Origin of the sequence: Vibrio ordalii ATCC 33509, assembly GCA_000257205.1 — a bacterium.
Classification (GTDB): Bacteria; Pseudomonadota; Gammaproteobacteria; order Enterobacterales; family Vibrionaceae; genus Vibrio; species Vibrio ordalii.
Genome location: AEZC01000128.1, coordinates 1 through 25,282, shown reverse-complemented (window position 1 = coordinate 25,282; position 25,282 = coordinate 1). Strand labels below are relative to the sequence as shown.

Annotated in this window: 21 protein-coding genes and 1 riboswitch; of the genes, 11 read left to right on the top strand and 10 right to left on the bottom strand. The window is 44.5% G+C overall.

What is annotated here, in order from left to right; genetic code table 11:
• Together VOR_RS0109480 and aspS are read right to left on the bottom strand one after the other, a co-directional pair.
• The coding region (locus tag VOR_RS0109480) for a thymidine kinase (protein WP_033197427.1) at window positions 1-222 on the bottom strand (222 nt) is incomplete at its 3' end.
• A gap of 120 nt (window positions 223-342) precedes the next feature.
• Complete coding sequence (gene aspS, locus VOR_RS0109475) at window positions 343-2,118, bottom strand: aspartate--tRNA ligase (RefSeq protein ID WP_010319467.1); 1,776 nt, start codon at window positions 2,116-2,118, stop codon at window positions 343-345.
• 454 nt (window positions 2,119-2,572) lie between these two features.
• Between aspS and cmoA the strand changes: the two genes are divergently transcribed.
• The 5 genes from cmoA to VOR_RS0109445 all read left to right on the top strand — a co-directional run bounded on the left by cmoA (window position 2,573) and on the right by VOR_RS0109445 (window position 7,792).
• Window positions 2,573-3,316, top strand: coding sequence for a carboxy-S-adenosyl-L-methionine synthase CmoA (gene cmoA / locus VOR_RS0109465; RefSeq protein ID WP_017043929.1), 744 nt, complete (start codon window positions 2,573-2,575; stop codon window positions 3,314-3,316).
• A gap of 112 nt (window positions 3,317-3,428) precedes the next feature.
• On the top strand, window positions 3,429-4,400 hold the full coding sequence (gene cmoB / locus VOR_RS0109460) for a tRNA 5-methoxyuridine(34)/uridine 5-oxyacetic acid(34) synthase CmoB (protein ID WP_010319465.1): 972 nt from the start codon (window positions 3,429-3,431) through the stop codon (window positions 4,398-4,400).
• A gap of 139 nt (window positions 4,401-4,539) precedes the next feature.
• Complete coding sequence (locus VOR_RS0109455; protein WP_010319464.1) at window positions 4,540-5,292, top strand: ATP-dependent zinc protease family protein; 753 nt, start codon at window positions 4,540-4,542, stop codon at window positions 5,290-5,292.
• A gap of 14 nt (window positions 5,293-5,306) precedes the next feature.
• Window positions 5,307-6,812: an inactive transglutaminase family protein gene (locus VOR_RS0109450; RefSeq protein WP_010319463.1), complete on the top strand. Its 1,506-nt coding sequence runs from the start codon at window positions 5,307-5,309 to the stop codon at window positions 6,810-6,812.
• 2 nt (window positions 6,813-6,814) lie between these two features.
• A complete protein-coding gene (locus VOR_RS0109445; protein WP_010319462.1) occupies window positions 6,815-7,792 on the top strand; it encodes an alpha-L-glutamate ligase-like protein in 978 nt (325 codons plus the stop codon).
• 80 nt (window positions 7,793-7,872) lie between these two features.
• Here VOR_RS0109445 and mukB read toward each other — a convergent pair whose 3' ends face one another.
• From mukB to cmoM, 4 genes are read right to left on the bottom strand one after another with little or no spacing between them, the layout of a single operon-like run.
• Complete coding sequence (mukB, locus tag VOR_RS0109440) at window positions 7,873-12,330, bottom strand: chromosome partition protein MukB (protein WP_010319461.1); 4,458 nt, start codon at window positions 12,328-12,330, stop codon at window positions 7,873-7,875.
• Window positions 12,327-13,058, bottom strand: coding sequence for a chromosome partition protein MukE (gene mukE / locus VOR_RS0109435; protein ID WP_010319460.1), 732 nt, complete (start codon window positions 13,056-13,058; stop codon window positions 12,327-12,329). The genes mukB and mukE overlap by 4 nt, the downstream gene beginning before the upstream one ends.
• Window positions 13,039-14,376, bottom strand: a complete 1,338-nt coding sequence (mukF, locus tag VOR_RS0109430) for a chromosome partition protein MukF (RefSeq protein ID WP_010319459.1) — start codon at window positions 14,374-14,376, stop codon at window positions 13,039-13,041. Before mukF ends, mukE begins: the two co-directional genes overlap by 20 nt.
• A 2-nt stretch (window positions 14,377-14,378) precedes the next feature.
• Window positions 14,379-15,170: a tRNA uridine 5-oxyacetic acid(34) methyltransferase CmoM gene (cmoM, locus tag VOR_RS0109425; RefSeq protein ID WP_010319458.1), complete on the bottom strand. Its 792-nt coding sequence runs from the start codon at window positions 15,168-15,170 to the stop codon at window positions 14,379-14,381.
• A 115-nt stretch (window positions 15,171-15,285) separates the two neighbouring features.
• Here cmoM and elyC point away from each other — a divergent pair, with 115 nt between their 5' ends.
• Window positions 15,286-16,083: an envelope biogenesis factor ElyC gene (gene elyC, locus VOR_RS0109420; RefSeq protein ID WP_033197426.1), complete on the top strand. Its 798-nt coding sequence runs from the start codon at window positions 15,286-15,288 to the stop codon at window positions 16,081-16,083.
• 139 nt (window positions 16,084-16,222) lie between these two features.
• Here elyC and torR read toward each other — a convergent pair whose 3' ends face one another.
• On the bottom strand, window positions 16,223-16,936 hold the full coding sequence (torR, locus tag VOR_RS0109415) for a two-component system response regulator TorR (protein WP_010319455.1): 714 nt from the start codon (window positions 16,934-16,936) through the stop codon (window positions 16,223-16,225).
• Window positions 16,937-17,223: 287 nt separating this feature from the next.
• On the opposite strand from torR, the gene torD reads away from it, so the two are divergent.
• The 5 genes from torD (at window position 17,224) to VOR_RS0109390 (ending at window position 21,380) form a co-directional block, all read left to right on the top strand.
• Entirely contained in the window at window positions 17,224-17,871 is a 648-nt protein-coding gene (gene torD / locus VOR_RS0109410; protein WP_010319454.1) for a molecular chaperone TorD, read from the top strand.
• A gap of 270 nt (window positions 17,872-18,141) precedes the next feature.
• Window positions 18,142-19,149 carry an HTH-type transcriptional repressor PurR gene (gene purR, locus VOR_RS0109405; protein ID WP_010319453.1) on the top strand — a complete coding sequence of 336 codons (1,008 nt, stop codon included), beginning with the start codon at window positions 18,142-18,144 and terminating at the stop codon, window positions 19,147-19,149.
• A gap of 161 nt (window positions 19,150-19,310) precedes the next feature.
• Window positions 19,311-19,396, top strand: a riboswitch (cyclic di-GMP riboswitch).
• Between the two features lie 114 nt (window positions 19,397-19,510).
• Window positions 19,511-20,098 (top strand): TfoX/Sxy family DNA transformation protein, encoded by a 588-nt coding sequence (locus VOR_RS0109400; RefSeq protein WP_010319451.1) that lies wholly within the window; start codon window positions 19,511-19,513, stop codon window positions 20,096-20,098.
• Between the two features lie 275 nt (window positions 20,099-20,373).
• Window positions 20,374-21,054 (top strand): TVP38/TMEM64 family protein, encoded by a 681-nt coding sequence (locus VOR_RS0109395; RefSeq protein ID WP_010319450.1) that lies wholly within the window; start codon window positions 20,374-20,376, stop codon window positions 21,052-21,054.
• A gap of 11 nt (window positions 21,055-21,065) precedes the next feature.
• Complete coding sequence (locus VOR_RS0109390) at window positions 21,066-21,380, top strand: putative signal transducing protein (protein ID WP_010319449.1); 315 nt, start codon at window positions 21,066-21,068, stop codon at window positions 21,378-21,380.
• Here the strand turns inward: VOR_RS0109390 and VOR_RS0109385 are convergent.
• The 3 genes from VOR_RS0109385 to glgC all read right to left on the bottom strand — a co-directional run bounded on the left by VOR_RS0109385 (window position 21,377) and on the right by glgC (window position 24,990).
• Complete coding sequence (locus VOR_RS0109385; RefSeq protein ID WP_010319448.1) at window positions 21,377-22,177, bottom strand: alpha/beta fold hydrolase; 801 nt, start codon at window positions 22,175-22,177, stop codon at window positions 21,377-21,379. The two genes, VOR_RS0109390 and VOR_RS0109385, sit on opposite strands and share 4 nt — an antisense overlap.
• A gap of 139 nt (window positions 22,178-22,316) precedes the next feature.
• Window positions 22,317-23,771: a glycogen synthase GlgA gene (gene glgA / locus VOR_RS0109380; protein WP_010319447.1), complete on the bottom strand. Its 1,455-nt coding sequence runs from the start codon at window positions 23,769-23,771 to the stop codon at window positions 22,317-22,319.
• 1 nt (window position 23,772) lies between these two features.
• Window positions 23,773-24,990, bottom strand: a complete 1,218-nt coding sequence (gene glgC / locus VOR_RS0109375) for a glucose-1-phosphate adenylyltransferase (protein ID WP_010319446.1) — start codon at window positions 24,988-24,990, stop codon at window positions 23,773-23,775.
• Window positions 24,991-25,282 lie beyond the last annotated feature (292 nt).

The window sequence follows — 25,282 nt, the reverse complement described above, 5'->3', positions numbered from 1 at the left end:
ACCGTTGATCTCATCATACAAATTCGTTTCAGCGGTAAAAAGCTGGGCGTCTGATTCCAATCCTATTCTTGAACTGACTTTACCAACACCATAGCGGTCGTCGATGGCAGCGGTATAGATCACGGGCGTCATACCACGCTCTTGATAGTTGAAAGAAGATTGTAGAAGAGTGGTTGATTTACCTGCATTCATCGCAGAGTAATAGAAATACATTTGAGCCAAAAGAGAGATTCCTGTCACTAAGTCAATTGGCGAGAGAACAAGGTTCACTCAAATAAAAAAGGATAACCCTACGCAGGGGCAAAAAAGAGGGTGACTTTCGCCACCCTGTTACCGTTGCGTTTATTGCGCTTTTTCTTTTGCGACCGTCACCGCAATCGCCAACTCTTCGAGCGACGCTGGGTTGGCCAGACTCGGTGCATCCGTTAGCAAACAAGCGGCTGCGGTTGTTTTAGGGAAGGCAATCACATCGCGAATATTTTCCGTACCACACAGCAGCATCACCAAACGGTCAAGGCCGAATGCAAGACCTGCGTGTGGTGGCGTACCAAATTTCAGCGCATCCAATAGGAAGCCAAATTTCAGTTGTTGCTCTTGCGCATCGATACCTAAAATATCAAACACCACAGATTGCATTTCAGCATTGTGAATACGCACCGAGCCACCGCCCACTTCATAGCCGTTTAGTACCATGTCGTAAGCATTTGAATTTGCAACCGCTGGGTTGGCTTGCAGCTCTTGCGCGGTTAAGTTAAGTGGCGCGGTAAATGGGTGATGCATAGCATGCAAGTTACCTTGGTCATCTTCCTCAAACATCGGGAAATCAACAACCCATAGTGGAGCCCATGAATTTTCATTGGTGATCGCCAGATCTTTACCCAATTTCAAACGCAACGCACCCAAGGCTTCAGTCACCACTTTTATTTTATCGGCACCAAACAAAATGATGTCGCCAGACTCAGCGTGAGTGCGTTGTAAAATACCTTCCACAATGTCAGCCGAAAGGAATTTCGCGACCGGAGATTGAACGCCCTCTAAACCAGCAGCGCGATCATTGACTTTCATCCACGCCAAACCTTTCGCGCCATAAATACCAACAAACTCAGCGTAGCTATCAATTTGCTTACGAGTTAATGCCGCACCACCCGGTACACGAATAACCGCAACGCGTCCTTTAGCATCATTAGCTGGGCCAGAGAAAACATTGAAATCCACATCTTTCACAAGGTCTGCAACATCAACCAATTCCAGTGGGTTACGCAGATCCGGCTTGTCACTACCATAGCGACGCATCGCTTCGCTGTATGGCATCACAGGGAAATCGCCTAGATCAACGTTTAGTAGTTCTAGCCACATGTTGCGAACCATTTTTTCGGTCACTTCACGCACTTGATCGGCCGTCATAAATGACGTTTCAATATCGATTTGAGTAAATTCTGGTTGACGGTCAGCACGTAAATCTTCATCACGGAAACATTTTACGATTTGATAGTAACGGTCAAAACCTGACATCATCAGCAACTGTTTAAACAGTTGTGGCGATTGAGGAAGTGCATAGAAACTGCCTTTGTGCACACGACTTGGTACTAAGTAATCACGCGCCCCTTCCGGCGTTGCTTTCGTCAAAACTGGCGTTTCAATATCGAGGAAACCGTGTTCGTCAAGGAAGCGGCGTACAAAGCTAGACGCTTTAGCGCGCAGTTTAATGCGATCACTCATTTCTGGACGGCGCAGATCTAAGTAACGATATTTTAGACGTTGCTCTTCTGAGTTCTTTTGGTTGAAATCCAGTGGCAAAACATCACTACGGTTGATAATAGAAATACCACTCGCGAGAATTTCCACTTCGCCGGTCGCCATCTCTTTATTGATTTGACTTTCTGGACGCGCGCGTACTTCACCAGTGAGCTTAATGCAGAATTCATTACGCAGTTGGTTAGCTACTGCAAACACATCCACCATATCTGGGTCAACCACCACCTGAACGATGCCTTCACGATCTCGCATATCAATAAAGATAAGACCGCCTAAATCACGACGGCGATTAACCCAGCCGCACAACTCCACAGTTTGTCCTGCGAGGGACTTGTTCAGGTGACCACAATAATGGCTACGCATAATGAATTTCCCAATCTCTAATTAGTTATCAATTCTAAGCTACTCAGCGTCATTATCTGAGCAGCGCAAAGTTCCATTTATACGCTGAAAGATGTGCAAAATCGACCTTCCAGAATACAATTTGTTATGTTTTATCAAGAGTTGCTGCTTTTTAAATCAATAATCAACCAAAATAACAACACCGCTGAAAAATTGGGGCTGATTATAGCGTTAAAATATCAAAATCATCAAAACTCTCGTAGAGTATTTATTTTTAGTAATGGGTGATACCAACAATAGCAACAACGCATAACATTGCCTAAACTCACCAAGTTTCCAGCCCAGGATGATCAGCGCCAAATCACCCTATTTTGATGATCACGTGCGAGGTTAATGACACGCGCACGCTTTTCTCTTAGAATGTGCGCCTTTTTTAAGGTAGCGCCACGGTCAGCCTTGCTTTTTACGCATCGCCATGAGGTACATTATGAGCCATCATAAAGACATCATTTTTTCTGCTCCAATCGATAGAATTGGTGATTTCACCTTTGATGAACGAGTTGCTGAAGTCTTCCCTGATATGATTCAGCGCTCTGTGCCGGGGTACAGCAATATTATCTCTGCAATCGGCATGTTAGCTGAGCGCTTTGTTAAGCCACACTCTACCATTTACGATTTGGGTTGCTCTTTAGGCGCGGCTACGCTTTCGATGCGTCGTCATATTCGCCAAGAAGGTTGTAAAATTGTAGCGGTTGATAATTCACCTGCCATGGTGGAGCGTTGTAAATTGCACATTAACGCCTATCGTTCGGATACGCCTGTCGAGGTGATTGAGGCCGACATTCGTGAGATTGAAATTCGTGATGCCTCAGTGGTGGTGCTCAATTTTACGCTGCAATTTCTATCGCCAGAAGATAGGCTCGCACTACTTGAAAAAATCTACGCGGGCCTTCGCCCCGGTGGCATACTGATTTTATCTGAAAAGTACATTTTTGAAGATGAAACAGCGCATGATTTGCTAATTGACCTTCACCATGATTTCAAGCGAGCCAATGGTTACAGCGAATTAGAAATCAGTCAAAAACGCAGTGCGATTGAAAATGTGATGCGCCCAGACTCCATCACAACACATAAAGCTCGCTTTAAACACATTGGCTTTTCAAGTTATGAAGTGTGGTTCCAGTGTTTCAACTTTGGCTCGATGTTCGCTATTAAATAATAGTTCGCTATCAAATAATAGAATGACATTTTAGCTCTTTTCCCTAGAAGGGCCAAAACCTGACCAGCCATTTATCTAGGGTCTTTTTACCTAATCTAGGAATACGCTTTGCATGTTTAACTTTGCCAATTTTTATCAACTGATCGCTCAAGATACCCGTCTTCAACCTTGGCTAAACGTTTTGCCACAGCAGTTGACGGACTGGCAAAATGCAGAGCATGGCGACTTTGACCGCTGGGTTCGTGCGTTAAATAAAATCCCCTCGGGTACACCTGAGCTGATCGAGCTCAAACAGTCAGTCACTCTCTCAAATAGCACACCGCTGACGTTAGGCGAACAGAAGAAATTAGAAAGTTTGCTTAAAACTTTTCATCCTTGGCGCAAAGGCCCCTATCACTTACATGGTATCCATATCGACACTGAGTGGCGATCCGATTGGAAATGGGACCGCGTATTGCCCCACATTTCACCGCTGACAGACCGTTCCGTGCTGGATGTCGGCTGTGGTAATGGTTATCACATGTGGCGTATGCTTGGCGAAGGTGCTCGCCTGTGTGTGGGTATCGACCCTTCGCACCTGTTTTTAGTGCAGTTTGAAGCGGTGCGTAAACTATTGGGTGATGACCAACGTGCTCATCTTCTGCCACTAGGCATTGAACAGTTACCCGAATTGAACGCCTTTGATACCGTATTTAGCATGGGTGTCCTATACCATCGCCGCTCACCGCTAGATCATCTGATCCAATTGAAAAATCAGTTGGTCACAGGGGGCGAATTGATTCTTGAGACGCTGGTGATTGAAGGCGATGAAAATGCGGTGTTGGTCCCTGTCGACCGCTACGCACAAATGCGTAACGTCTATTTTTTCCCTTCCGCCAAAGCGCTCAAAGTGTGGCTTGAGAAATGTGGTTTTGGTGACGTCCGTATCGTTGATGAAAGCGTCACCTCTGTTGATGAACAACGGACCACTCAATGGATGACGCACAACTCATTACCCGACTATCTTGACCCAAAAGACTCAAGCAAAACCCTAGAAGGGTATCCCGCACCACGACGCGCTATTTTGGTAGCAAAAAAACTATAATTGACACAGTTTTAACGCTTAGCTATGCGTATAATACTACCCTTGTCAAAGGATGCCGTACGCATCCTTTTTTATCAGCTAAATTTTGTTAGCTAAACTTCGGTTTATCCGTATTCATTACAAACACATAAGGTCGCAAATGTTTAAGTCTGTAGCCCCCGTCATTGCCATTGCCTTACTGTCAGGTTGCACTCTAACCAATGGTGAACAATACCACCAAGCTACCCTAGCAGCGATTCAAACTGCCGAATCAAACCTCAGCAACACAATGACCAACCTTGAGCTTCAGCTAAGTAACCAGAATGATTACATTGAAAGCCTTGAAAACCAAGTATCAAAACTCGATCGAAAACTGACCAAACTTAAGCAGACCACGACCAATATCCAGCAAAAACGTGTAGAAGCAACCAGTAATGATGATGTAATTATTCCAGTCGCTATACCCTCTATTCAAAAATCACGCTATGACGTCATTTTAGGTGAAGTCGAAAAAGTTACGATTGATTCCATCAAACAAACCTTTGATGCTCGAGTTGATACAGGCGCCGCCACCTCTTCGCTCAATGCGATTGATATTGAAGAGTTTGAACGTAATGGGAAAAACTGGGTGCGCTTTCATCTTTCCGATGGAGATAGAGCAACAGACGAAAGTAACTGGATTGAATCACCCATTATTCGCTACGTTAAAATTCGCCAATCGACCAATGAAGAAATGGAACGCAGAGCCGTTGTTGAGCTGTGGGTAAAATTAGGCAGTATTCACGAAAAAGCACAGTTCACCTTGGCTGATCGCTCTCAAATGAGCCATCCTATTCTTCTAGGTCGCGAGTTTATTCGTGATATCGCGTTAGTCGATGTCAGTCGCAAGTACATCCAAACCGAAACTAAATAGTAGCAAGGACATTTATGACGTCACGAGTTCCATTTTATCTATCCGTTTTATTGCTGATAGTGGCAGGAATCACACTGAGTGTAGTTCGCCACCAAACTTACGGGGTGCCATGGACACCTGGAGAAACTCGCCAAATTTGGGATATTGAAGCACGCGTCGAATTCAATGCGTTAGCTAAAGAAGCCAAAGTCTCTTTAGCCGCACCTCATACTCAAGATGGGTATACCTTAATCAATGAATCGTCATCGTCGCCGGGTTATGGCGTCGCTTACGTTACGACTGACACAGGCAAACGTGTTGAATGGTCAATCCGCAAAGCAACTGGCCCACAAACTATTTACTATAAAAGCCAATTTTTAGTTGATCCCCAAGCGAAAGCGACACCTATCCCTCCGGTAGGCGATGTGGTTCAACCGACCTTTAACGGTCCAGAAGAAGCCGCAGCTATCGCATTAATTGAGCGAGCGAACCAACGCTCGGCGGATAACATCACTTTTACCCGTGAACTGATTAAAAATCTCAATGACAACGACAGCCAAAACGCCTCTTTACTACTCAATAAAATGAGCAAAGTAGACGCCACGCAAAAACTGCTGTCATACTCTCAAATTCCCAATAAAGTCGTTGGTGTTATTCAGCTCGAAGATGGTCGCCGCCGTCAAACGATTCAACACATGAACGAAATATGGAATGGCGATCAGTGGGTGCTTTTTAACCCTGAAACGGGCACGCAGCCCAACCACCCTAACATACTGGTTTGGGATGAATCCAACGTTTCACTGCTGGATGTCACGGGTGGACAAAACAGCCAAGTTCACTTCACTATGCTGTCTCAAGATGTTTCACCTCAGACGGCAACCAATAATAAAATTGAGGCCGACAAACTCTTAAACTTCTCTATTCACAGCTTACCGCTTGAAGAGCAAGCGATGTTCAAGACTATCATGTTGATCCCTATCGGCGCATTAATTGTGGTGTTCTTACGGGTGATTATTGGGCTAAAAACCTCAGGTACTTTCATGCCGGTACTGATCGCCGTAGCCTTTGTTCAAACTCAATTACTGACTGGTATCGTGGGCTTTCTGCTTATCGTCGGAACGGGTTTAATCATTCGTAGCTATTTATCGAAATTAAACCTGCTGCTGGTGGCACGAATATCGGCGGTGATCATCACTGTAATACTCATTATCTCTGTCTTCACGGTTGTTGCCTTTAAGATCGGCCTCACCGAAGGGTTATCTATTACTTTCTTCCCGATGATCATTCTCTCTTGGACCATCGAACGTATGTCGATTCTGTGGGAAGAAGAAGGGGCGAAAGAGGTTATCTTACAAGGTGGCGGCTCACTGTTTACCTCCGTATTGATCTACTTAGGTATGACTAACTCTTATGTGCAACACCTAACCTTTAATTTTATTGGCTTACAGCTGATCGTATTGGCTGCCATTCTGCTATTAGGAACCTATACGGGATACCGTTTAACTGAACTTCGTCGCTTTAAACCGTTAGCCGAGGAGTAACGATGTTTTCATTATCCGAATACACTTCTCCATTTAAGCTGCGCCGTAAAGGTATTATGGGCATGAACAAGCGTAACCATAGCTACATTGGTCGCTATAACGATCGCTCAAAATACCCATTGGTTGATGATAAGTTACAAACCAAATTGATTGCGCAGCGTGCGGGTTGTACTGTGCCAAAACTGATTGGTGTGATCAGTAACCAAGCGAATGTAAAATCAATTCATGCCATGGTCAAAGAGTGGCCGGGCTTTGTGATAAAGCCTGCACGCGGAAGCGGTGGTAAAGGCATTTTAGTGATTATGTCGCACAAGGATGGTGTGTACACTAAACCTTCTGGTGCGACCATCAACCAGCAAGATGTTGAGCGCCATATTAGTAATGCCTTGGCCGGACTATTTTCACTAGGCGGTAAAAATGATGTGGCTGTGGTTGAAAACCTGATTAAATTTGACGATTGTTTCGAAGGCTTTAGCTATGAAGGTGTGCCTGATGTACGCATTATTGTCTTCAAGGGCTACCCCGTCATGGCGATGATGCGCCTCTCGACTTCGGCTTCTGATGGTAAAGCCAACTTACACCAAGGTGCTGTTGGCGTAGGTCTTGATATTGCCACAGGAAAAGCAGTACGAGCCGTGCAGTTTAATTTACCCATCACTGAGCACCCAGATACCGGCAAAGATCTCTCAACGTTGCAAGTACCACATTGGAAGAAGCTACTCACCTTAGCCTCTAGTGCTTGGGAAATGACCGGCCTTGGTTATATGGGAACCGACATGGTACTGGATAAAGAAGAAGGCCCGATGGTACTTGAGCTTAACGCTCGCCCTGGGCTTGCTATCCAGATAGCCAATGGCGCATGGCTGCTGCCACGTTTGCAGCATATCGAAAGTTTAGGATCGCAACTTATCTATCCTAGCCCAGAAGAACGTGTCGCTTATGCCGCTAAGCAATTCGGCTCTGATGAGTTAAGCGAGTAACTCTCACCAAATTTAATCACTAAAAAGCCCAATCTCTATCAGGAGTATTGGGCTTTTTTTATTAGCGATGGAGGCGATGCTTACAGCATTTCGGCCATCTGCTGTGCTTCTGATTTTGGTTTTTCAGTTTGACCAAAACCTCGCAGACCGACCACATGAACGTGTTCGTGATCTTTAAACACTTTGCGCACCAATTTATAAGTCGTGCCTTTCTCAGGGCTAATGTTCTCTGGCGCAGCAATTAAAAGTTGCATATCCAGACGCTCGCACAGTTCAAACAAGGTTGAAATGGATTTGGCATCCAAACGCGCCGCTTCATCTAAAAACAGTAAACGGCATGGAACGATGTCTTTACTGCGTAGACGACGAGATTCCTCTTCCCAACTTTGAATTACCATCAATAAAATAGACTGCCCAGTACCAATCGCTTCACCAGTCGATAACGCGCCCGATTCCGCTTGCAACCAGCCATCGGATCCGCGATTTACTTCAACACTCAACTCTAAGTAGTTACGGTAATCCAATAGCTCTTCACCCAATACTTGCGGTGAACGTTGCCCCATATCGATATGTGGGTTAACACGCTGGAACAGTTTCGCCATCGCTTCGGAGAAGGTATAACGAGTACTCTCAAACAGATCTTTATGCTGACTCTGTTTTTCAGATAATCCCGCGAGTAGGATTTCATGGCTCTCGCGTACTTTCACGTTAAGGCGAACGCCTTTCACTTGACCAAAGTTAATGTTAGACAAACCTTGGTTGAGCATCCGAATACGATTTTGCTCACGTTGAATGGTTTTTTTGATGATGCTGGCCACCGATTCAGAGCTGATCGCTAAACGGTTTTCACGTTGAGTCAACTCTTCAGTTAGACGCGCAAGCTCCACTTCCATCTCTTCAATCGCTTCAACAGGATCATCGGTGCGAATGATGTCTTGGCGAATACGCTCACGCAGATGTTGATACACGGCGATGTAGAACAAAACTTTGCGTTCTGGATGTGCGTTATCTTCCGACAAACGCAGTGCATCACGCAGGTCGTCATTACTTGCGACCGCTAAACGCAGCGCGCCCAGTGATTTATCCGACATGGAACGCAGTTCATCGGCCGATAGATACGCCAGCTCACGTTTATGCAAGCGGCGCTCAACATCGTGATCACGCGCCAAACGTAATACAGAGCACCACCCTGCTTTTGCATTCACCACAAATGTGCGCAGATCTTGATAATCTTTCTGCACCTTTTTCAACCGTTTAACTAATGCTTTCATTTCAAGATCAGTTGCGGTCAGTGTACGTTCATACTCGCTCTTACGGGTACGTGAGGCATGCAGACGCTGTTGCAATTCATCACGACGACGTTCAGCACGCTCTTGCGCACCTTCATCGGCATGCACACCAAACTCTTGTAGCTCCTGCTTGAACTCTTGAACCGTTTCCAACTTAGCTTGATGTGAGCTTTTTAAGGCCGCTAACACTTGGTTATATTGGTTCATTTGGCTTTGAGTCTGTTTGAGCTCATCACGAGTACGGGTACGGTCGCTTTCTGCCTCAACCAATTTGTTTTTGAGCTGCTCACTTAGCTCGCTGCTTTTACTGAGCAGATCAACCGAATCGGAATAGCTAAAATAGTGGCGGCGTTCAATCAAGTCTGAGAGTGCAAAGATCTGCACTTTCAATGTCTGAAGAGCTTGATCCGCTTGCTGATATTGCTCCGTAAGTGCATCAAATTGCTGTGGGTCAACCTCAAGCGCTGAAGCCAGCTGCTCTAACTCCGCGGTGGCTTTACCGTGCGAGCTTAAAAACGCTTTCGCTTCCGCCAGTTGATTAATGTTCAGCTCAGCTTCATCGAAACGTGCTTGCAATGCCTCATCTTCAATGAGCAACATGTTAGGAGCCAGCTTATCGAGCATCGTTAACGCATGTTTGCTTAGCTGTAACTGGCTGCGCTGCTGCTGCTCTTTTGCGTCCAATTCAGCCAATACACGGACCAGTTGATTGCGTTGCTCACGTGCCGCTTGCAACGCTTGTTCTGGATCGGCTTCAAAAGCGACTTGGATGTGTGAAGCAACAAATTGGTTAAAGCTGTGGTATAGACGTTGCAGTTTTTGTGAATCAAACGCCGCTTTTGCGTGCTCTTCCACCACTTCTTCGCGCTCGTTACGCAGTAACTCTAAACGTTGTTCGCGCGCAGCTCGGCCAAAGAGTGGGATCTCAGGTAAACGAGAATAACGCATTTGGCGGTTATTGAGCTGAACACATACCGCTCCTTCCAATTCGTCAGCATTGAACGAGCTATCATCAAAGGCATCGACATCCCCTTCAATGATGTACAGATCTTCTGGGCAGTCATCAAGCTCGACCAGCTTCTCTTTGATGCCAGATAAATCCGAAACCACAATCGCATGACGAGCTGGGCCGTACATGGCACTGAAATACGGTGCATCGTCAATCGTGATGTCATCGTAAATTTCAGACAGTAAAACGCCGCCTAAGCTATCTGCTAATCCTTTCAAGCGAGGATCATTTGAACCACCAGGAGACGCCAAGCGCTCGATTTCATTTTCAAGCTGCGCGCGACGTTCTGCCAGTTTATCTTTAGCGATTGATTGTGCTTTTTCTTGCTCAAGCACTTGTTGCATCTGCGCCATCACAGCTTGGCTATTTTCTAATGTTGCACCACTTTGTTCGCGTAAAGTATGCAATGCATCGTTGGCAGCAATCCAAGTCGGAGCGATCGATTCCAGTCGTTGAATTTCAGCCTGTTTATCTTGCTCGGTACGGCGCTGCTCACTGCGCTGTTCACGCAGCACTTCTTGTTCATATTCCAGGGATTCAATCAGAGCGGCGTGGCGCTCGCGCTCTTGCTCTAGTGTTAGCTCATCGTGCAAGTCAATATGGTGTTGCTTTTGGTATTCAGCCACGGACTGACGCGCCACTTGCTGCTGATTTAAGCGGCGTTCCAGATCTCGCTGCTGTGCATACCACTGTGCTTCATTTTGGCTGATTTGCTGGGCGTTACGCGCTTGCTGCATGATGGCTTTTGCATGCTGAGCCGCATCGTGACGAGGCACTTCACCCACCACGCTGCGCACCAGTTGCAGTGCCTGCTCAAACTGTTCGACCGCGGCCGAAGACATGTCCAATTTATGCTTTAACGCCAATAACGTGGTCGTATTAGCGTCTTGCTGATGCTTGAGATCCGATACCTGCGCTTGGGCACGCTCTGGTGTTAACTGATCATCATTTAGCAACTGTTTGGCTTTATCGAGCGCCTGTACGGCTTGTTGATATTGCAAGGCTCGCGTTTGTTGAACATCTAATGCTTGTTGATAATCGGCCAGTTGACTCTTTAAGCTATCGACCTCATCTTCAGAGATAATCGCTTGCTCTTCAGCCATCATGACGCGCTCTTGCGCCTCTTCGACCACCATCATTTGCTCTTCAAGGCGAATAGTGAGCTCTTGCAAATCCTCTTGATAGCGCTCAATTTTCTCTTGCTGACGCAGTGCGTTTTGCACCAGTTGCAAATGATCAGAAGCGGCTTGGTGATCTTGCTCTAAGGTAGACTCTTGCTCTAACAGCAGTTCAAGCTCTTCTTGAACTTGATTGAGTAATCGGTTTTGTTCAATCAATGTATGGCGAGAGCCAAACAACTCGTTACGCAACGCGAGCGTTTGCTCTAGCTTATTGTGGCGATCGTTGGCGTGACGCATGTAATCCGCGGCCACGTAATTTGTCGATTCAGTAATCAGGTGCTTGAAGAGATCGCGATCCGCTTGCGTGGTTTTGATCGCTTCTAACGTCATGCGGTTTTCACGCAACGCCGATTCCATATCTTGGAATGCTTTCTTCACACCACCATTTTGTGGCAACAGATAATCACGCAACGAGCGAGTAATGGCACTGGAAATACCGCCGTATAAAGAAGCCTCAATCAAGCGATAGAATTTTGAACGGTCACTACTGTTACGCAGTTTTTTCGGCACCACGCCAAATTCAAACATCTGCGCGTGATAATCGACAATGGAGCTAAACGCTTTAAAATGCGCCCCTTCAATTTTCGCGACAATCTCTTTCACTTCATTGAGTTGACGCACGCGCGCGTGGTTGTCTGAGACGTTTTCAATCAGTACATCGGTTGGTTTGACATGGCTTGGCAAGCCTTGAATCACAAACGGTTTGATATCCACTTTCTTATCGCGCCCCGCCACCTGTTGTAGCTTAACGCCAAACAGTAAACGCTGTTTGCGTGAATTCACTACATCCAACGCGGCGTAGCATGCGCCCGCTTGCAGTTTACCGTATAAGCCTTTATCGCGAGACGCTTGTGAGCTGCCCGCTTCGGTGGTGTTTCTAAAATGGAGCAAACTTTGATCTGGGATCAAGGTGGTGATAAATGCCGCCATGGTGGTCGATTTGCCCGCACCGTTACCGCCCGATAAGGTGGTAACTAATCCATCAATATCAAAAGTCCGAGCAAAAAAGCCGTTCCAATTGATCATGGTTAGCGATTGATATTTACCTCTCTCAATCATGCTTCACCTTCCCATTCTGTTTGCTCGTTAACATTTTGTTCTTCAATCTCGTCTTCGTTATCCAGCAAGCTGCCTTGATTCGGTTCTTGGGCGTGGACAACCGCTTCACCATCGCGGATCAAACGCAGTTGCGCTTCACGCATGTCGTCACCGATGCGCACATCGGCACCAAAACGAAATACGGCTTCGCTAATACGGAATTTATTGGTATCACCTAAATGGATGATCATCCCCAAACGACGTAAACGACGCAATGAGGTACGCACTTTTTCAAACAGCTTTTCTTTGTCTAAGTCTGAACCGCTGGCTCGGTTGGTGACGAGCTTCATCAGTTTTTTTTCATCGGCCAGAGACAGTAGCTCTTCGTACAATTCTTGATTAGTAAAGATGCCTTCGTGCGCAAGGCGTTCAGGACTCAAATACAGAAAACAGAGCACTTTGCCGACCAGCATATCCAACTCAGACAGCACGCTACGATTGATTAAAGCAGTAGAGCGAGGACGCAGGTAAAAAAAGCCTTCCGCCGCTTTGACTAATTCGGTGTTATAGCGTTGGTAAAACAGCGCTAAATCGGGCTCAAAATCCAGTAAAAAGGTGTGATTATCCAAATCATCACTAGCAACATGACGCCCAGCTCGCAGCTGGCTATCTAGCGCAGGAAATAAAGGATTTGAAATTGCTTTAGCCAGATTTTCTGGCATGTATTCATTAATATCTGTCGATGACATTTGCTTGTACCTTTGCACCAAAATCGTTGATCGCTTGCCAGTCAGGTTGGATGGCTTGGTAATCTTGCTCTGAGTAGCCAAGCCTCACCGCTTGATCAACAATAATTCGCGCTAAATCAAAATGATGTGTATGGGGATGAGTGGCGAGGTAGTCTCTCAGTACTCGTCCTAAATCAATTGGCATCCCTTGATCTTTATGACCTTTGAGCATGCTGCCGATACGCAAGGAGAGCTCATCATTGACTTGCTGGAACTCTTCGTACTCCACTTCTGGAGGCACTTGCCCCATCACCTCATCATCTCTTAAGACGAGAGCTTCATCACGCAGGTCGGTTAAACGCTCAGCATCGGCATAAGTGAGGTACCAAGGCGCGTCAAAATAGTCGCTGAGCGATTGACGTAAACGCTGGCTAAACGCTCGGTTTTGGTCCATATCAATGGCGGTACGAATGAATTTATGGACATGGCGGTCGTAGCCAATCCAGAGATCGATCGCCTGTTGTCCCCAACTGGTGATGCGATCAAGTTTCATCTGTAATCCAAACAGGATTTCTTCAATGAATTCGAGTTCAGTTTCGCCATAAACCAATTCTTGGATATCCAAAATTTGCGTTTGCAGCTCATCCCCCGCCGCTTGTAAAGTGTCTTGCAGTTCACGCAGCGTTGAAGAGGTTTCAGACAATAACGATTCACAGTTGTTGATCGCTTCACGCCAATCTTTATTCAGCAGCTCAGCAATTTGCAGTTTGACCGATTGCTGCTGCTCATCCATCACACGTTGGTTTAAATCGATACGATCAAAAATTTCCCCTACCGAGTATTTTAATACGCCGTAGACGTTCTTTTTCCAATGCCCTGGGGTACCGCCTTTATTCGCGGCTTCAATCGCCTTGGCCATTTCATCGGCAACCATAGAAAGCTGAATTGAGAGCTTCAGCTTGGAAAACTCTCTATGACGGACGTAATAGTCCGTAATACCAATAGCCAACGGTGACAAACGGTAAATACTAACGCCATCAGTCATCTCGCTGGTGAAGCGGCTCATTAAGCGCTGTTTTACCAACTCATTGATCGCATTATTGGCACGAAACGCGGAGGCTTCACCGGTTTCTTCAAATAAGCGAGTTACGATGGCAAACGCATCGTGTAACTCACCTTCACCTAATTCTTCATCAAACCTTTCGTTACTCAATACTGCAATGGCAATAAGGAACGCCAGTCGTTCTGTCGTCAGGTTCAATGAGAAATCATGCTGTTTTACCCAGCTAACCAATTCATCAATAGGTTGCTGTGCAGCGTTCTGAGTCATCTCACTCATTGTTATTCCTGCTCTATTTTCTTTTTCGCCCATACATGAATATATCGACCTAGCGAGAGGTACGGCTCTTGTCTACATAATTGTTGTTCGAGTGCCAGTACATCTTCATATTGGTAGTCACCCATATTTTTCACATTCCCAATATAGTCACTGAATGATCGGATGCCCGATTTTCCACAAATTTCAAATCCTGATTCTTCGATCCATTGATACACTTCTTCAGGTTTTAACCCTTGCTGAGGCTGGAGCTTAAACCGCTTGCGATGCGGCATGCCCTCCAATACATGGGGAATGTTGCCACAAACAACGTTTTTGTACACCAAGCCATGATGGTTATAGAACATGATTGATGCCATACCACCTGGCCTAACTTGAGCTAACAAATTCTGCAATGCGGGTTTTGGTTCGGCTAACCATTCCATAACCGCGTGAAACAACAACACATCCACTGGCGCACTAAGGTGCGATTGGATGGATTGCACGGGGGAATGTACCAACCGATACTGCTCAAGCAGACCATTTTTTCGGATCTCTTGTTCCGCAAGTTGAAGCATTTCAGAGGATAAATCACACAGCGTGATTTGGTGTCCAAGCTTGGCTATTTTTTGTGACATTTGTGCCAAACCGCCGCCCGCATCAAGCACTTGCAAGGGTTTTGGGTGGTTGCTCAACAAAGCGAGCAGTTGCTCAAGATCTTGCCAAACAATGACTTGACGAATTTCACCTTTGTCAGAGCCGTATATGTTTTTTGCAAATTTGTGGGCAATATCGTCGAAATTCCGGTCTTCAGTCACAGTGGCTTGAGTTATGATAGCGAATCGTGCTGCTATTCTGTCATAGGAATGGCAGGAATAAAGAGGCTTTGTTCCTTTTTATTATCAAGTGGTGGTTTTTCGGACTATTTTGTATATGTTTGAGCTGAAAAAAGTTATTTCCTCATTATTAATGCCTCTTCCGGCGATGCTAATCCTCGGTTTTGTCGGATTAATGCTCATAATGTTCACCGTCAGACGTAAGACTGGCTGTATGTTTGTCCTCTTCTCTTTAGTGGGGATATTTCTTATCTCTTTCCAACCCTTCGCAACACGCATGCTAATGCCTTTGGAAAGACAATACTCGGCTTTTCTCCCGGTTGATGGCAGCATCGATTATGTGATGGTTTTAGGCAGCGGCCACGTAGTGGATGACCAAATCCCCCCGACCTCTGAACTCAGCCGCACTGCGTTGGTACGCTTAAACGAAGGCATCCGCGTCATGCGTATGTACCCCGGCTCAAAGTTGATTTTATCAGGCTACTCTGGCGGGTCGGAATTTAGCCATGCGCGCATGCTAGCCGTCATGGCATTGGCGCTTGGAGTGAGTAAATCTGATATTATATTGCTCGAAACAGCCAAAGATACTTGGGAAGAAGCGCGACAAGCGGCCGCATTTGTCCAGCAGCGCCGGCTGGTTTTGGTAACATCGGCCAGTCATATGGAAAGAGCATTGAAGGAGTTTCATTCAGCAGGTATTGACCCAATACCTGCGCCAACCAATTTCTTAGCGCAAACCAATATTGCACAAGCTTGGGAAAAATACGCTCCTCGAGCGCGTTATTTAGAACAAACTGAGCGTTACTGGTATGAGACGTTAGGCTTATTATGGCAAGGCTTGCGTGATTGGGCCTCCGGGCATGGCGATACAGAGTTAGACATCAATAGCAATTAGCTATTAGCTATTAGCTATTATATTCAACCCAAAACGGAGCCACTTATGTGCTCCGTTTTTCTTAGTAATCGCGGCTAGAAAAAATCATGGGAATAAAAAAGCACGGCCCAACGCCAATTTTACACACGCGACCACTCAGCTAATCACCAGCGAACATATAACCTTCACCGTGCACAGTCACAAAGATTTGCGGATTCTTAGGATCAAACTCCATCTTCGCCCTCATGCGTCGAATCAGTACATCAATCGTTCGATCGTTAGGTGCATCCACACGATGGCTGATCATATTTAAAATACGTTCACGGCTAAGGACTTGATTCGGATAGGACGACAAGGCAACTAATAGCTCATATTCCGCTTTGGTCAGTTTTACGGGTTCACCATTACGGCTCAGCGCACGGCGCTGAATATCAAAGGTCCACTCGCTAAAGCGCACTAAATTCGCATTGTGAGATACACAGCTCTCTTCACTCAGTTTGTTTTTTACTGCCGAGATCCGCCACAGCAAGTTTTTCACTCTCACCAGTAACTCGCGCAATTCAAAAGGTTTAGTCACGTAATCATCGGCCCCCATTTCAAGACCAACAATTTTATCGATACTGTCCGTACGTCCTGTCACTAGGATGATGCCAATATCAGACTGGCTGCGTAGCTCACGCGTTAACATTAAACCGTCTTCACCGGGTAAATTAATGTCTAGCATAATCAAATCTATATCGTTGCTTTTCAACGCTTCTCTCATCTGAGTACCGCTTTCCGCTTGTGTTACTGTATAACCTTCATTTTGAAAGTATCCAGTCAGCTTGCTGCTGGTAACTGCGTCATCTTCAACGACTAATACGTGATAGCTCATTTACACCACTTTACTCTATAGAAAGGTTCAAACCTCGGCTCGAGATTCTGTACAAAGCCATTCTATTCATAAATAGTCATAATTCTAGTCGTACAACTTTTAAAATTAAGAAAGATGAGAGTTTATTGATTCAAAACAACCTTCCGGACATCCATTAACTTAATGAAAAAATCACTCATATTTTTTCATTTTCTTAGTGACTGCTATTCATTTTTATTAGTTACACTTACAGCAGTTACTTTTAAAAAACGATTTTCGCAAAACCACACCCTTGGAGAGCCAGTACTATGCAAGACATAAAAGCTTTTAATGAACAGCGTGCCGAGATTTATTGGTGGCTTTCGAGCTTATTTGTGAAAGAACTTTCGGAACATGAATTAGGGCAATACCATACGTCCGCTATTCGTACATTTCTTTCAGGGTTGGCTGAAAATACGACACTTAAACCTGCTATTGATAAATTAGTTGATGCACTAAACCGATTGCAAGACAAAGAAGACGCACAGCTTGAGCTCGCAGCCGATTTCTGTGATCTTTTTTTAAAATCCAATAAGGAGTCCGCGCTGCCCTATGCCTCAATTTACATTGGAAAATCAGGGTTGCTCAATGACGAACCAGCCAGAGCAATGTCGGATTTGATGGCAGCCCATCACATTACAGTCAACGATGCACTCAACGAACCCGCCGACCACATTGCGATTGAACTGGATTTCTTAGGTAACTTGATCATTCGCTCCAATGAACTTGAGCAAGAAGCACACTTTGAACAAGCCTTTACGCAGCAGTGTGATTTTATTGAACAACATTTGCTCTCTTGGATCCCACAATTCCATCTTCGTTGCCAACAAATTGATCAATTTGGTTTTTATGGTGCCGCAAGCGAATTGTTAGTCGCATTTCTTCACTTAGACCGCGATTATTTATCAAACCAATGAGATAACCTGGTTAATACCTATTACTAAATCGGTCAGTTGTGACTGTTGACCGATTTATTCGGTGGATTTTTCGTTGCTTGATCGACATTTGCGGACTAGAATCTTGACCGCAAACGATAAAAAAATGAATTGAAGATGCAACCGCTGTCTAGAGGCGGTTTTTGTGTTTTTACTACTTTTAGGCTTCAATATGACACTGATAGGCCTAATACCGCTGAATTGCTCTTCGTGACTACCACTTTCAGCAGTTATCGACAGGACAGAGAATTTATGGCTACGATTAAAGACGTTGCACGCTTAGCGGGCGTATCAACCACCACGGTATCGCATGTAATCAATAAAACTCGCTTTGTGGCTGAAGCAACCCAAGAACGAGTGATGGAAGCGGTATCAGAGCTCAACTATGCACCAAGTGCAGTCGCTCGCAGCTTAAAATGCAACACCACCCGTACCATTGGTATGTTAGTGACCCAATCGACAAACTTATTTTTTTCTGAGGTTATCGATGGTGTTGAAAGTTACTGCTACCGCCAAGGCTACACACTTATTTTGTGCAATACCGGCGGTATTTACGAGAAACAACGCGACTACATCCGCATGCTAGCGGAAAAACGTGTCGATGGTATGTTAGTCATGTGCTCGGACCTCACCCAAGAACTGCTTGAGATGCTTGATCGTCATTCAGACATTCCGAAAGTTATCATGGATTGGGGCCCTGAAAGTTCTCAAGCGGATAAAATTATTGATAACTCAGAGGAAGGCGGATATCTCGCCACCAAATACCTTATTGATCATGGACATACTGACATTGCTTGCTTAAGTGGACACTTTGAAAAAGCGGCGTGCCAAGAGCGAATTCAAGGGTTTAAGCGTGCGCTTGCCGAAGCAGGCCTTAAAGCGCATGACGATTGGATTTTAGAAGGTAATTTCGAATGTGATACGGCGGTTCTCGCCGCCGACAAGATCGCCGCCATGGACAAACGCCCAACGGCTGTTTTCTGCTTTAACGATACAATGGCTCTCGGTTTAATGAGTCGCTTGCAACAAAAAGGCATCCGTATTCCTGATGACATGTCTGTTATTGGCTATGACAATATAGAACTGGCTGAATACTTCTCGCCACCGTTAACCACGGTTCACCAGCCAAAGCGACGAGTAGGGAAAAACGCCTTTGAAATCCTATTGGAACGCATTAAAGACAAAGAGCATGAACGTCGTGTGTTTGAGATGCACCCCGAGATTGTTGAACGCAACACAGTAAAAAATATCACAAAATAGTGTCATTATTTAAAGCAAGCGACAAATGTCAATTTTAGGAATTTTTCTACACCTGAGACAGAACGCCGTATCAAATAATAGTAAATTTGGAATAAGCATCACGAAAATAATAAATAAACGTGATGCTCATCCAAAAATTTATATATTCTTATTATTAGAAGTCACGCACAGGGCAAACCATTTGAAAGGATGGGACGCAAAGCCTCCGGCCTAAACTGAATATTCAATAGGTAGCGGGGTTGCCGATGGCAAATATGCAAACGTTAAGTTTACTCCTTACTGACACTCTTTCTGCATAAGTTTGCTAATCTCTCGGACCTGATTTTGGTGGCGTTTTTCCCATACACCGAGAATTTACAGCATGGATAAACCAATACTTAAAGATTCTATGCGACTCTTCGAACAACTTGGACGTGTTAAGTCTCGTTCAATGTTTGGCGGCTTCGGCATTTTTGTCGATGACACCATGTTTGCTTTGGTCGTAAACGATAAACTTCATATTCGCGCAGACGATTTGTCAACCTCTCGCTTTAAAGAGCAAGGCTATGAGCCCTATATCTATAAAAAACGCGGGTTCCCTGTCGTCACGAAATATTTTGCATTGCCTGACAATTGTTGGCAAAACCCTTCGCTCATTTTACGAGATGCTGCTGTCGCACTCGAAATCGCAAAACAAGAGCGAGAGATTCAAGCCCAAGCCAAGCCAGATCGTCTAAAAGATCTCCCAAACCTTCGTCTCGCCACCGAACGTATGCTCAAGAAAGCTGGGATTGAATCTGTGACAGATTTGCAAAGCAAAGGAGCCTTGGAAGCCTATAAAGCAATTCAGCAAACTCATTCTTCTTCAATCAGTATTGAATTGCTATGGGCGCTTGAAGGTGCCATTAAAGGCAAGCATTGGTCGGTGATCCCACAATCTCGACGCGATGAATTAGTAAAAAGCCTTTAGTTGTCGAACCATAGAGACACTACTGGTCATATCAATTAAGCACGCTCGCATAATTATGCGAGCGTTTTTTATTCTATTTTGAAAGATAAATTCGACTTCTTCTGTCTTCTTCACTATACCCAAATAACTTGGAGTTGCAGGTAGGCGGCAAGTGAGTGAGTCCCCATGAGCATAGGCAAACTATGTGATTGGGGTGAACGAACGTAGCCAACACCGCTGCGGCTTCAAGTCGGAAGGGTATATATCTAGTAAAATATGTCGTTGTGAGGAATACCATGAATAAAAAACTTCTCTTAGGCTTGGCTTTATTGGCCTTTATTGTCTTTTTGATTGTAAATTTTGGCCACTATCTAACGTTAGATAATGCCAAAGCACAGCAAATGCTATTAAACGAATACATTAGTCAAAACGTCATCAGCGCTGCTTTGATCTATTTTTCACTCTATATTGTGCTCACTGCTTTCTCTATCCCTGGAGCGGCGGTCGTCACGTTACTGGGCGCTGCGCTGTTTGGTTTTTGGGCGAGTTTACTACTTGTCTCCTTTGCCAGTACCATAGGTGCAACAATCGCCTTTTTGAGTAGCCGTTTCTTGCTACGAGAGTGGATCCAAACAAAGTTTGGTCAAAAGCTGCAAACGATTAATCAAGGTGTCGAAAGAGATGGCGCATTTTATCTATTTTCACTGCGCTTAATTCCTGTTTTCCCTTTTTTCTTGATTAATTTATTAATGGGCCTAACTCCCATATCTGTGGCTCGCTTTTACCTGATTAGCCAACTCGGTATGCTACCCGGCACTGCCGTTTATCTGAATGCTGGAACTCAACTAGCTGAAATTGAAAATTTGTCTGGTATTGTGTCTCCTTCGGTTTTGTTTTCATTTGCTCTACTCGGTCTTTTCCCACTTATCACTAAGTGGATTATGACCAAATTAAATAAAAACCCTACTTCTGCTTGAAGTGAATGGCAATGAAGATTTTCGTTTCAAGCCATCCGATAGAAGCCTACATCGTTTGCCAGTATTTACAGCAATTCAACATCCACTGTGAAGTGAAAGGTGAAAATTTATACGGTTTAAGTGGAGAGTTGCCTTTTACAGAAGAAACTTTGCCATATGTATGGCTATTAGATGAAACCCAAATAGCCGATGCTCAAGTACGACTAATGGCTTATCAGAGCGAAGAAATAAGCGAAAAAACGTATTGGATTTGTAAACAGTGTAGTGAAGAAAACGAGCCGCAGTTTGCAGCCTGCTGGTACTGCGGTTGTTTAGATTCAAACTAACGGCTCTGATGCTGGCGTATGAACTCAATTGAATGGTGGTTAAACATCTCAGATTGTTCAACGTTGCACACGTGCCCGCAATCTGGGATCTCTAGTAGCATGCTTTGTGTATGCGTTGCCACCATCTCTTTAACAGGCTGAATGAACATGTAGTCACGCTGCCCCATAAGATAAAGTGTAGGAATATGCAGCTCTTTCTCTTTGAAGCATTTCATCAGAGGATTGACTTCTGATGTCAGCATAAACCAGCGTTTAAACTCTTTTTGGCACAACTTCTTCGCTTCTCGAATAAAAAGATGCCGCGACTCTTTTTGGTTGCGTTGTGGCATCACAATGTAAGCAAACAGACGATAAAGCCACATGTAAGGAATAATGTGTTTACTCAAATTGCCTAACTTTACGAGCACCTGAGAGCGCACATTCAAACGGGTTACAGCGCCACCAAGAACCATTGAACGAACTCGTCCTGCTGCCATTTCAGCAAGGTTACGCACGATAATAGTACCGAGTGACATTCCAACAAAATGGGCAGAGTGAATTTTCAAATGATCGAGCACTTTGAGAATATCAAGAGTGACCGATTTAAATGTGTAACGATTTGCCATCAACTCTTGAAACAGTTGATTTGACTTTCCGTGACCTCGTAAATCAACCAGTAACAAGTTGAAATGCTCACGATAGGCCTTGATTTGCTTAAACCAGATAGATGAACTTCCCCCTGCACCATGCACAAAGACAACCCATTCATCACTGGTAGCATGGAGGTAAGTTTTATGGAAAAGTAAGCTATGAGACATACAAAACCGTTAATCATCTTCAATTTAAGAAGTTTAAGACTACCACAAAACTAGCTGTTAAGAGTGAAAAAACGCACGGGTCTATTAGGCTGCACAGTTAATAAATAAGGCGCCGAAGCGCCTTATTTATTATAAAACATCAGCCATGAATCGCCAGATGATACATCTTAATATACTCTTTCGCTGAATCCTGCCAGTTAAAATGTTGCCGCATTGCTCTTTGCTGAACTTCCAACATAACATCAGGATGCTGTAAATAAAACAATACCGCTCGTTGCATCGCAATTAACAGTGCTTCAGGAGAAGGTTCATGAAACCCAAACCCTGTTGCCTCTTGAGGAAATTTATCATAATCACGTACGGTGTCTTTTAAACCACCGACTTCACGAACGATGGGCAGCGTGCCATAGGCCATACTGTAGATCTGATTCAAACCGCAAGCTTCAAATTCGGAGGGCATTAAGAAGAAATCAGAACCAGCTTCAACCAAATGTGCAAAACGATTGCTATAAGCTTCAACAAATGCAAATTTGTCAGTATGCTTCGCCGCTATTCTGTTGAGCTGAGCAGCAACTTCTGGCTCTCCTGTACCAACAATAATCAGTTGGACATCATTGCGTAAGAAAGACTCAAGTATAGGTAATATATAATGAAAACCTTTTTGATGAGTGAGTCTGCAGACCATCCCGAACAAAGGCACTTCGCGCTGAGGTAATTGCAGCTCTTGTTGCAGCATGTGCTTACTCGCCCGCTTACCCGCTTGAAGTGACTCAGCCTCATCGTTGTAGCAAAGAGGAAGAAATTGATCGTTTTGTGGATTCCACTCACTATAATCACACCCATTAACGATGCCGTGTAAATCCCTAGCCCGGTGAACAAAGTCGTCTACCAACCCATGAGAACCTAGTGGTGTTAGAAGCTCGGAAGCATAATTAGGGCTAACGGCATTGATTTTGTCAGCAAAGGCAATTCCGGCTCTGAGCATACTGACGTGATCGTGTCCGTAGCGTAAAAATTCCATGCCAGATAAGTTCAATTCTGGGATGATCTCTAATTGATGATAAGAAAAAATACCTTTAAAAATCGCGTTGTGAACAGTCAATACGCTTTTCATATCAGAAAAATAAGCGTCATGCTGGTAACGCGTTTTCAACAAAAATGGAACCAACCCTGTATGCCAATCATTTGCATGGATAATCTTTGGTTTTTTACCGAGCTTAGGTAAAACATCTAGGCTAGCTGCTGAAAAGAAACCAAAACGCTCGCCATTATCAGCGTACGCTTGGTTATTCTCGCCATACATTTGTGCTCGGCCAAAATATTGTTCACATTCAATTAGGTAAACAAGGACTCCATCAAGTTCCATTTGACGAACCGAATAAGAGGTATGCGGCCAATGAGTAAGCTCAGTTTCAAGCACGATAGGGGCATCAGAGATGCCCGAGATAGAACGATAAGCCGGTAGCACAATAGCTATCTGATGACCTAACTCTTGCAGTGCTTTAGGCAGTGCTTTGGCCACATCAGCCAAACCACCACTTTTGATCAAACCTTGAGCTTCTGAAACGGTAAACCAAACATCGATTTTTTCCATTCTAGAATCCAACTTTTGTTCCTTTTGCGATAACAACGATGCCCTCATCAGAAACATGGAAACGTTGTCTATCAAGTTCTAAATCTTCACCAATCATGGTACCAGGTGCTATTTCGACGTTTTTATCAATAATCGCACGCTTAATTGTGCACCCTTCACCGATTTTAACATCACCTAAGATCACAGATTCACTCACTAAAGTGTTGGCTCCAATGTTACTGCGGTAACCTAGTACAGATTTGTAAATCTTCGCACCTTGAATATAGCTTCCACCAGAGATTAAGCTGTCTGTGATCTGTACTTTACGATCGTGTGAATCAACAAAGGTTGCAGGTGGTAATGGTGGATAATAAGTATGCAGAGGCCAGCTACGGTTATACAACGAAAAATCGGCATCATGCTCTAATAGATCCATGTGCGCTGCCCAATAGGCCTCAATCGTACCAACATCACGCCAGTAAGTTGTGTCTTTTTCGCCTTTAATTTTATTGATTGAAAAATCATAGACATAAACCTCTCCTTCCGGGAAAAGTTTAGGGATAATATCTTTGCCAAAATCATGGCTGGATTGATTATCCTCAGCATCACGACGCAGTTCTGCACAGAGCTTATCTGTATCAAATATGTAGTTACCCATAGAAACAAGTGCAAGGTCTGGGTGCCCAGGGATCGCTTTGGGGTTACAAGGTTTTTCTTCAAAGCCGACCATTTTTCCAGCTTCATCAACTTCAATTACACCAAACTGAGACGCTTCTTTCAATGGCATTCTCAGCGCAGAAACGGTCAGTTTTGCGTCTACACGTTTATGGAAATCGAGCATCTGGCGGATATCCATTTTATAGATATGATCAGAGCCAAAAATACATACTTGGTCGGGGGTAGAGAGTTCAATAAAACGAATATTCTGGTAGATAGCATCCGCAGTACCTTCGTACCAGCGCTTGCCATCACGCATCTGTGCGGGGATTGAATCGATAAACCGATCAGTGATGCCCGAAAGGTTCCAGCCTTTCTTCATATGTAAATACAACGATTGTGATTTAAATTGTGTAAGTACGTAGATACGCATCAAATCCGCGTTTACAAAATTATTCAAAGCAAAATCGATTAAACGATAACTGCCACCAAATGGCACTGCAGGTTTACTACGCGATTCCGTTAAAGGCATCAAGCGCGAGCCTTCGCCACCAGCAAGGATCATTCCTAAAACACCAGCCATTTTAATTCTCCTTATTTCATTCTTATATTTGCATTCCATACCTTAATTTACAGGGGATGTATGGATGCTATCCTTATTGACCACTTGCAGTGGGCTGTATGAAACTCCCTCACCACCCTAAATGCAATCGGTTGTTTATACGTTATCGAATTAAAGAAATAATACAATTTTAAATACGCTGTTCTGACTTGTCTGAACCCTTTAGTTTGCTAACTCCTAACCTAGCTCACATTTACAGCTCGGTGTAACATATAAACATAACAATGTATTAACTAATCATTTTTATTTGCGT

Excerpts from the sequence above, each read along its gene's own strand:
- aspS (WP_010319467.1), bottom strand. The coding sequence starts at position 2,118 with ATGCGTAGCCATTATTGTGGTCACCTGAACAAGTCCCTCGCAGGACAA.
- cmoA (WP_017043929.1), top strand. The coding sequence starts at position 2,573 with ATGAGGTACATTATGAGCCATCATAAAGACATCATTTTTTCTGCTCCA.
- cmoB (WP_010319465.1), top strand. The coding sequence starts at position 3,429 with ATGTTTAACTTTGCCAATTTTTATCAACTGATCGCTCAAGATACCCGT.
- VOR_RS0109455 (WP_010319464.1), top strand. The coding sequence starts at position 4,540 with ATGTTTAAGTCTGTAGCCCCCGTCATTGCCATTGCCTTACTGTCAGGT.
- VOR_RS0109450 (WP_010319463.1), top strand. The coding sequence starts at position 5,307 with ATGACGTCACGAGTTCCATTTTATCTATCCGTTTTATTGCTGATAGTG.
- VOR_RS0109445 (WP_010319462.1), top strand. The coding sequence starts at position 6,815 with ATGTTTTCATTATCCGAATACACTTCTCCATTTAAGCTGCGCCGTAAA.
- mukB (WP_010319461.1), bottom strand. The coding sequence starts at position 12,330 with ATGATTGAGAGAGGTAAATATCAATCGCTAACCATGATCAATTGGAAC.
- mukE (WP_010319460.1), bottom strand. The coding sequence starts at position 13,058 with ATGTCATCGACAGATATTAATGAATACATGCCAGAAAATCTGGCTAAA.
- mukF (WP_010319459.1), bottom strand. The coding sequence starts at position 14,376 with ATGAGTGAGATGACTCAGAACGCTGCACAGCAACCTATTGATGAATTG.
- elyC (WP_033197426.1), top strand. The coding sequence starts at position 15,286 with ATGTTTGAGCTGAAAAAAGTTATTTCCTCATTATTAATGCCTCTTCCG.
- torR (WP_010319455.1), bottom strand. The coding sequence starts at position 16,936 with ATGAGCTATCACGTATTAGTCGTTGAAGATGACGCAGTTACCAGCAGC.
- torD (WP_010319454.1), top strand. The coding sequence starts at position 17,224 with ATGCAAGACATAAAAGCTTTTAATGAACAGCGTGCCGAGATTTATTGG.
- purR (WP_010319453.1), top strand. The coding sequence starts at position 18,142 with ATGGCTACGATTAAAGACGTTGCACGCTTAGCGGGCGTATCAACCACC.
- VOR_RS0109400 (WP_010319451.1), top strand. The coding sequence starts at position 19,511 with ATGGATAAACCAATACTTAAAGATTCTATGCGACTCTTCGAACAACTT.
- VOR_RS0109395 (WP_010319450.1), top strand. The coding sequence starts at position 20,374 with ATGAATAAAAAACTTCTCTTAGGCTTGGCTTTATTGGCCTTTATTGTC.
- VOR_RS0109390 (WP_010319449.1), top strand. The coding sequence starts at position 21,066 with ATGAAGATTTTCGTTTCAAGCCATCCGATAGAAGCCTACATCGTTTGC.
- VOR_RS0109385 (WP_010319448.1), bottom strand. The coding sequence starts at position 22,177 with ATGTCTCATAGCTTACTTTTCCATAAAACTTACCTCCATGCTACCAGT.
- glgA (WP_010319447.1), bottom strand. The coding sequence starts at position 23,771 with ATGGAAAAAATCGATGTTTGGTTTACCGTTTCAGAAGCTCAAGGTTTG.
- glgC (WP_010319446.1), bottom strand. The coding sequence starts at position 24,990 with ATGGCTGGTGTTTTAGGAATGATCCTTGCTGGTGGCGAAGGCTCGCGC.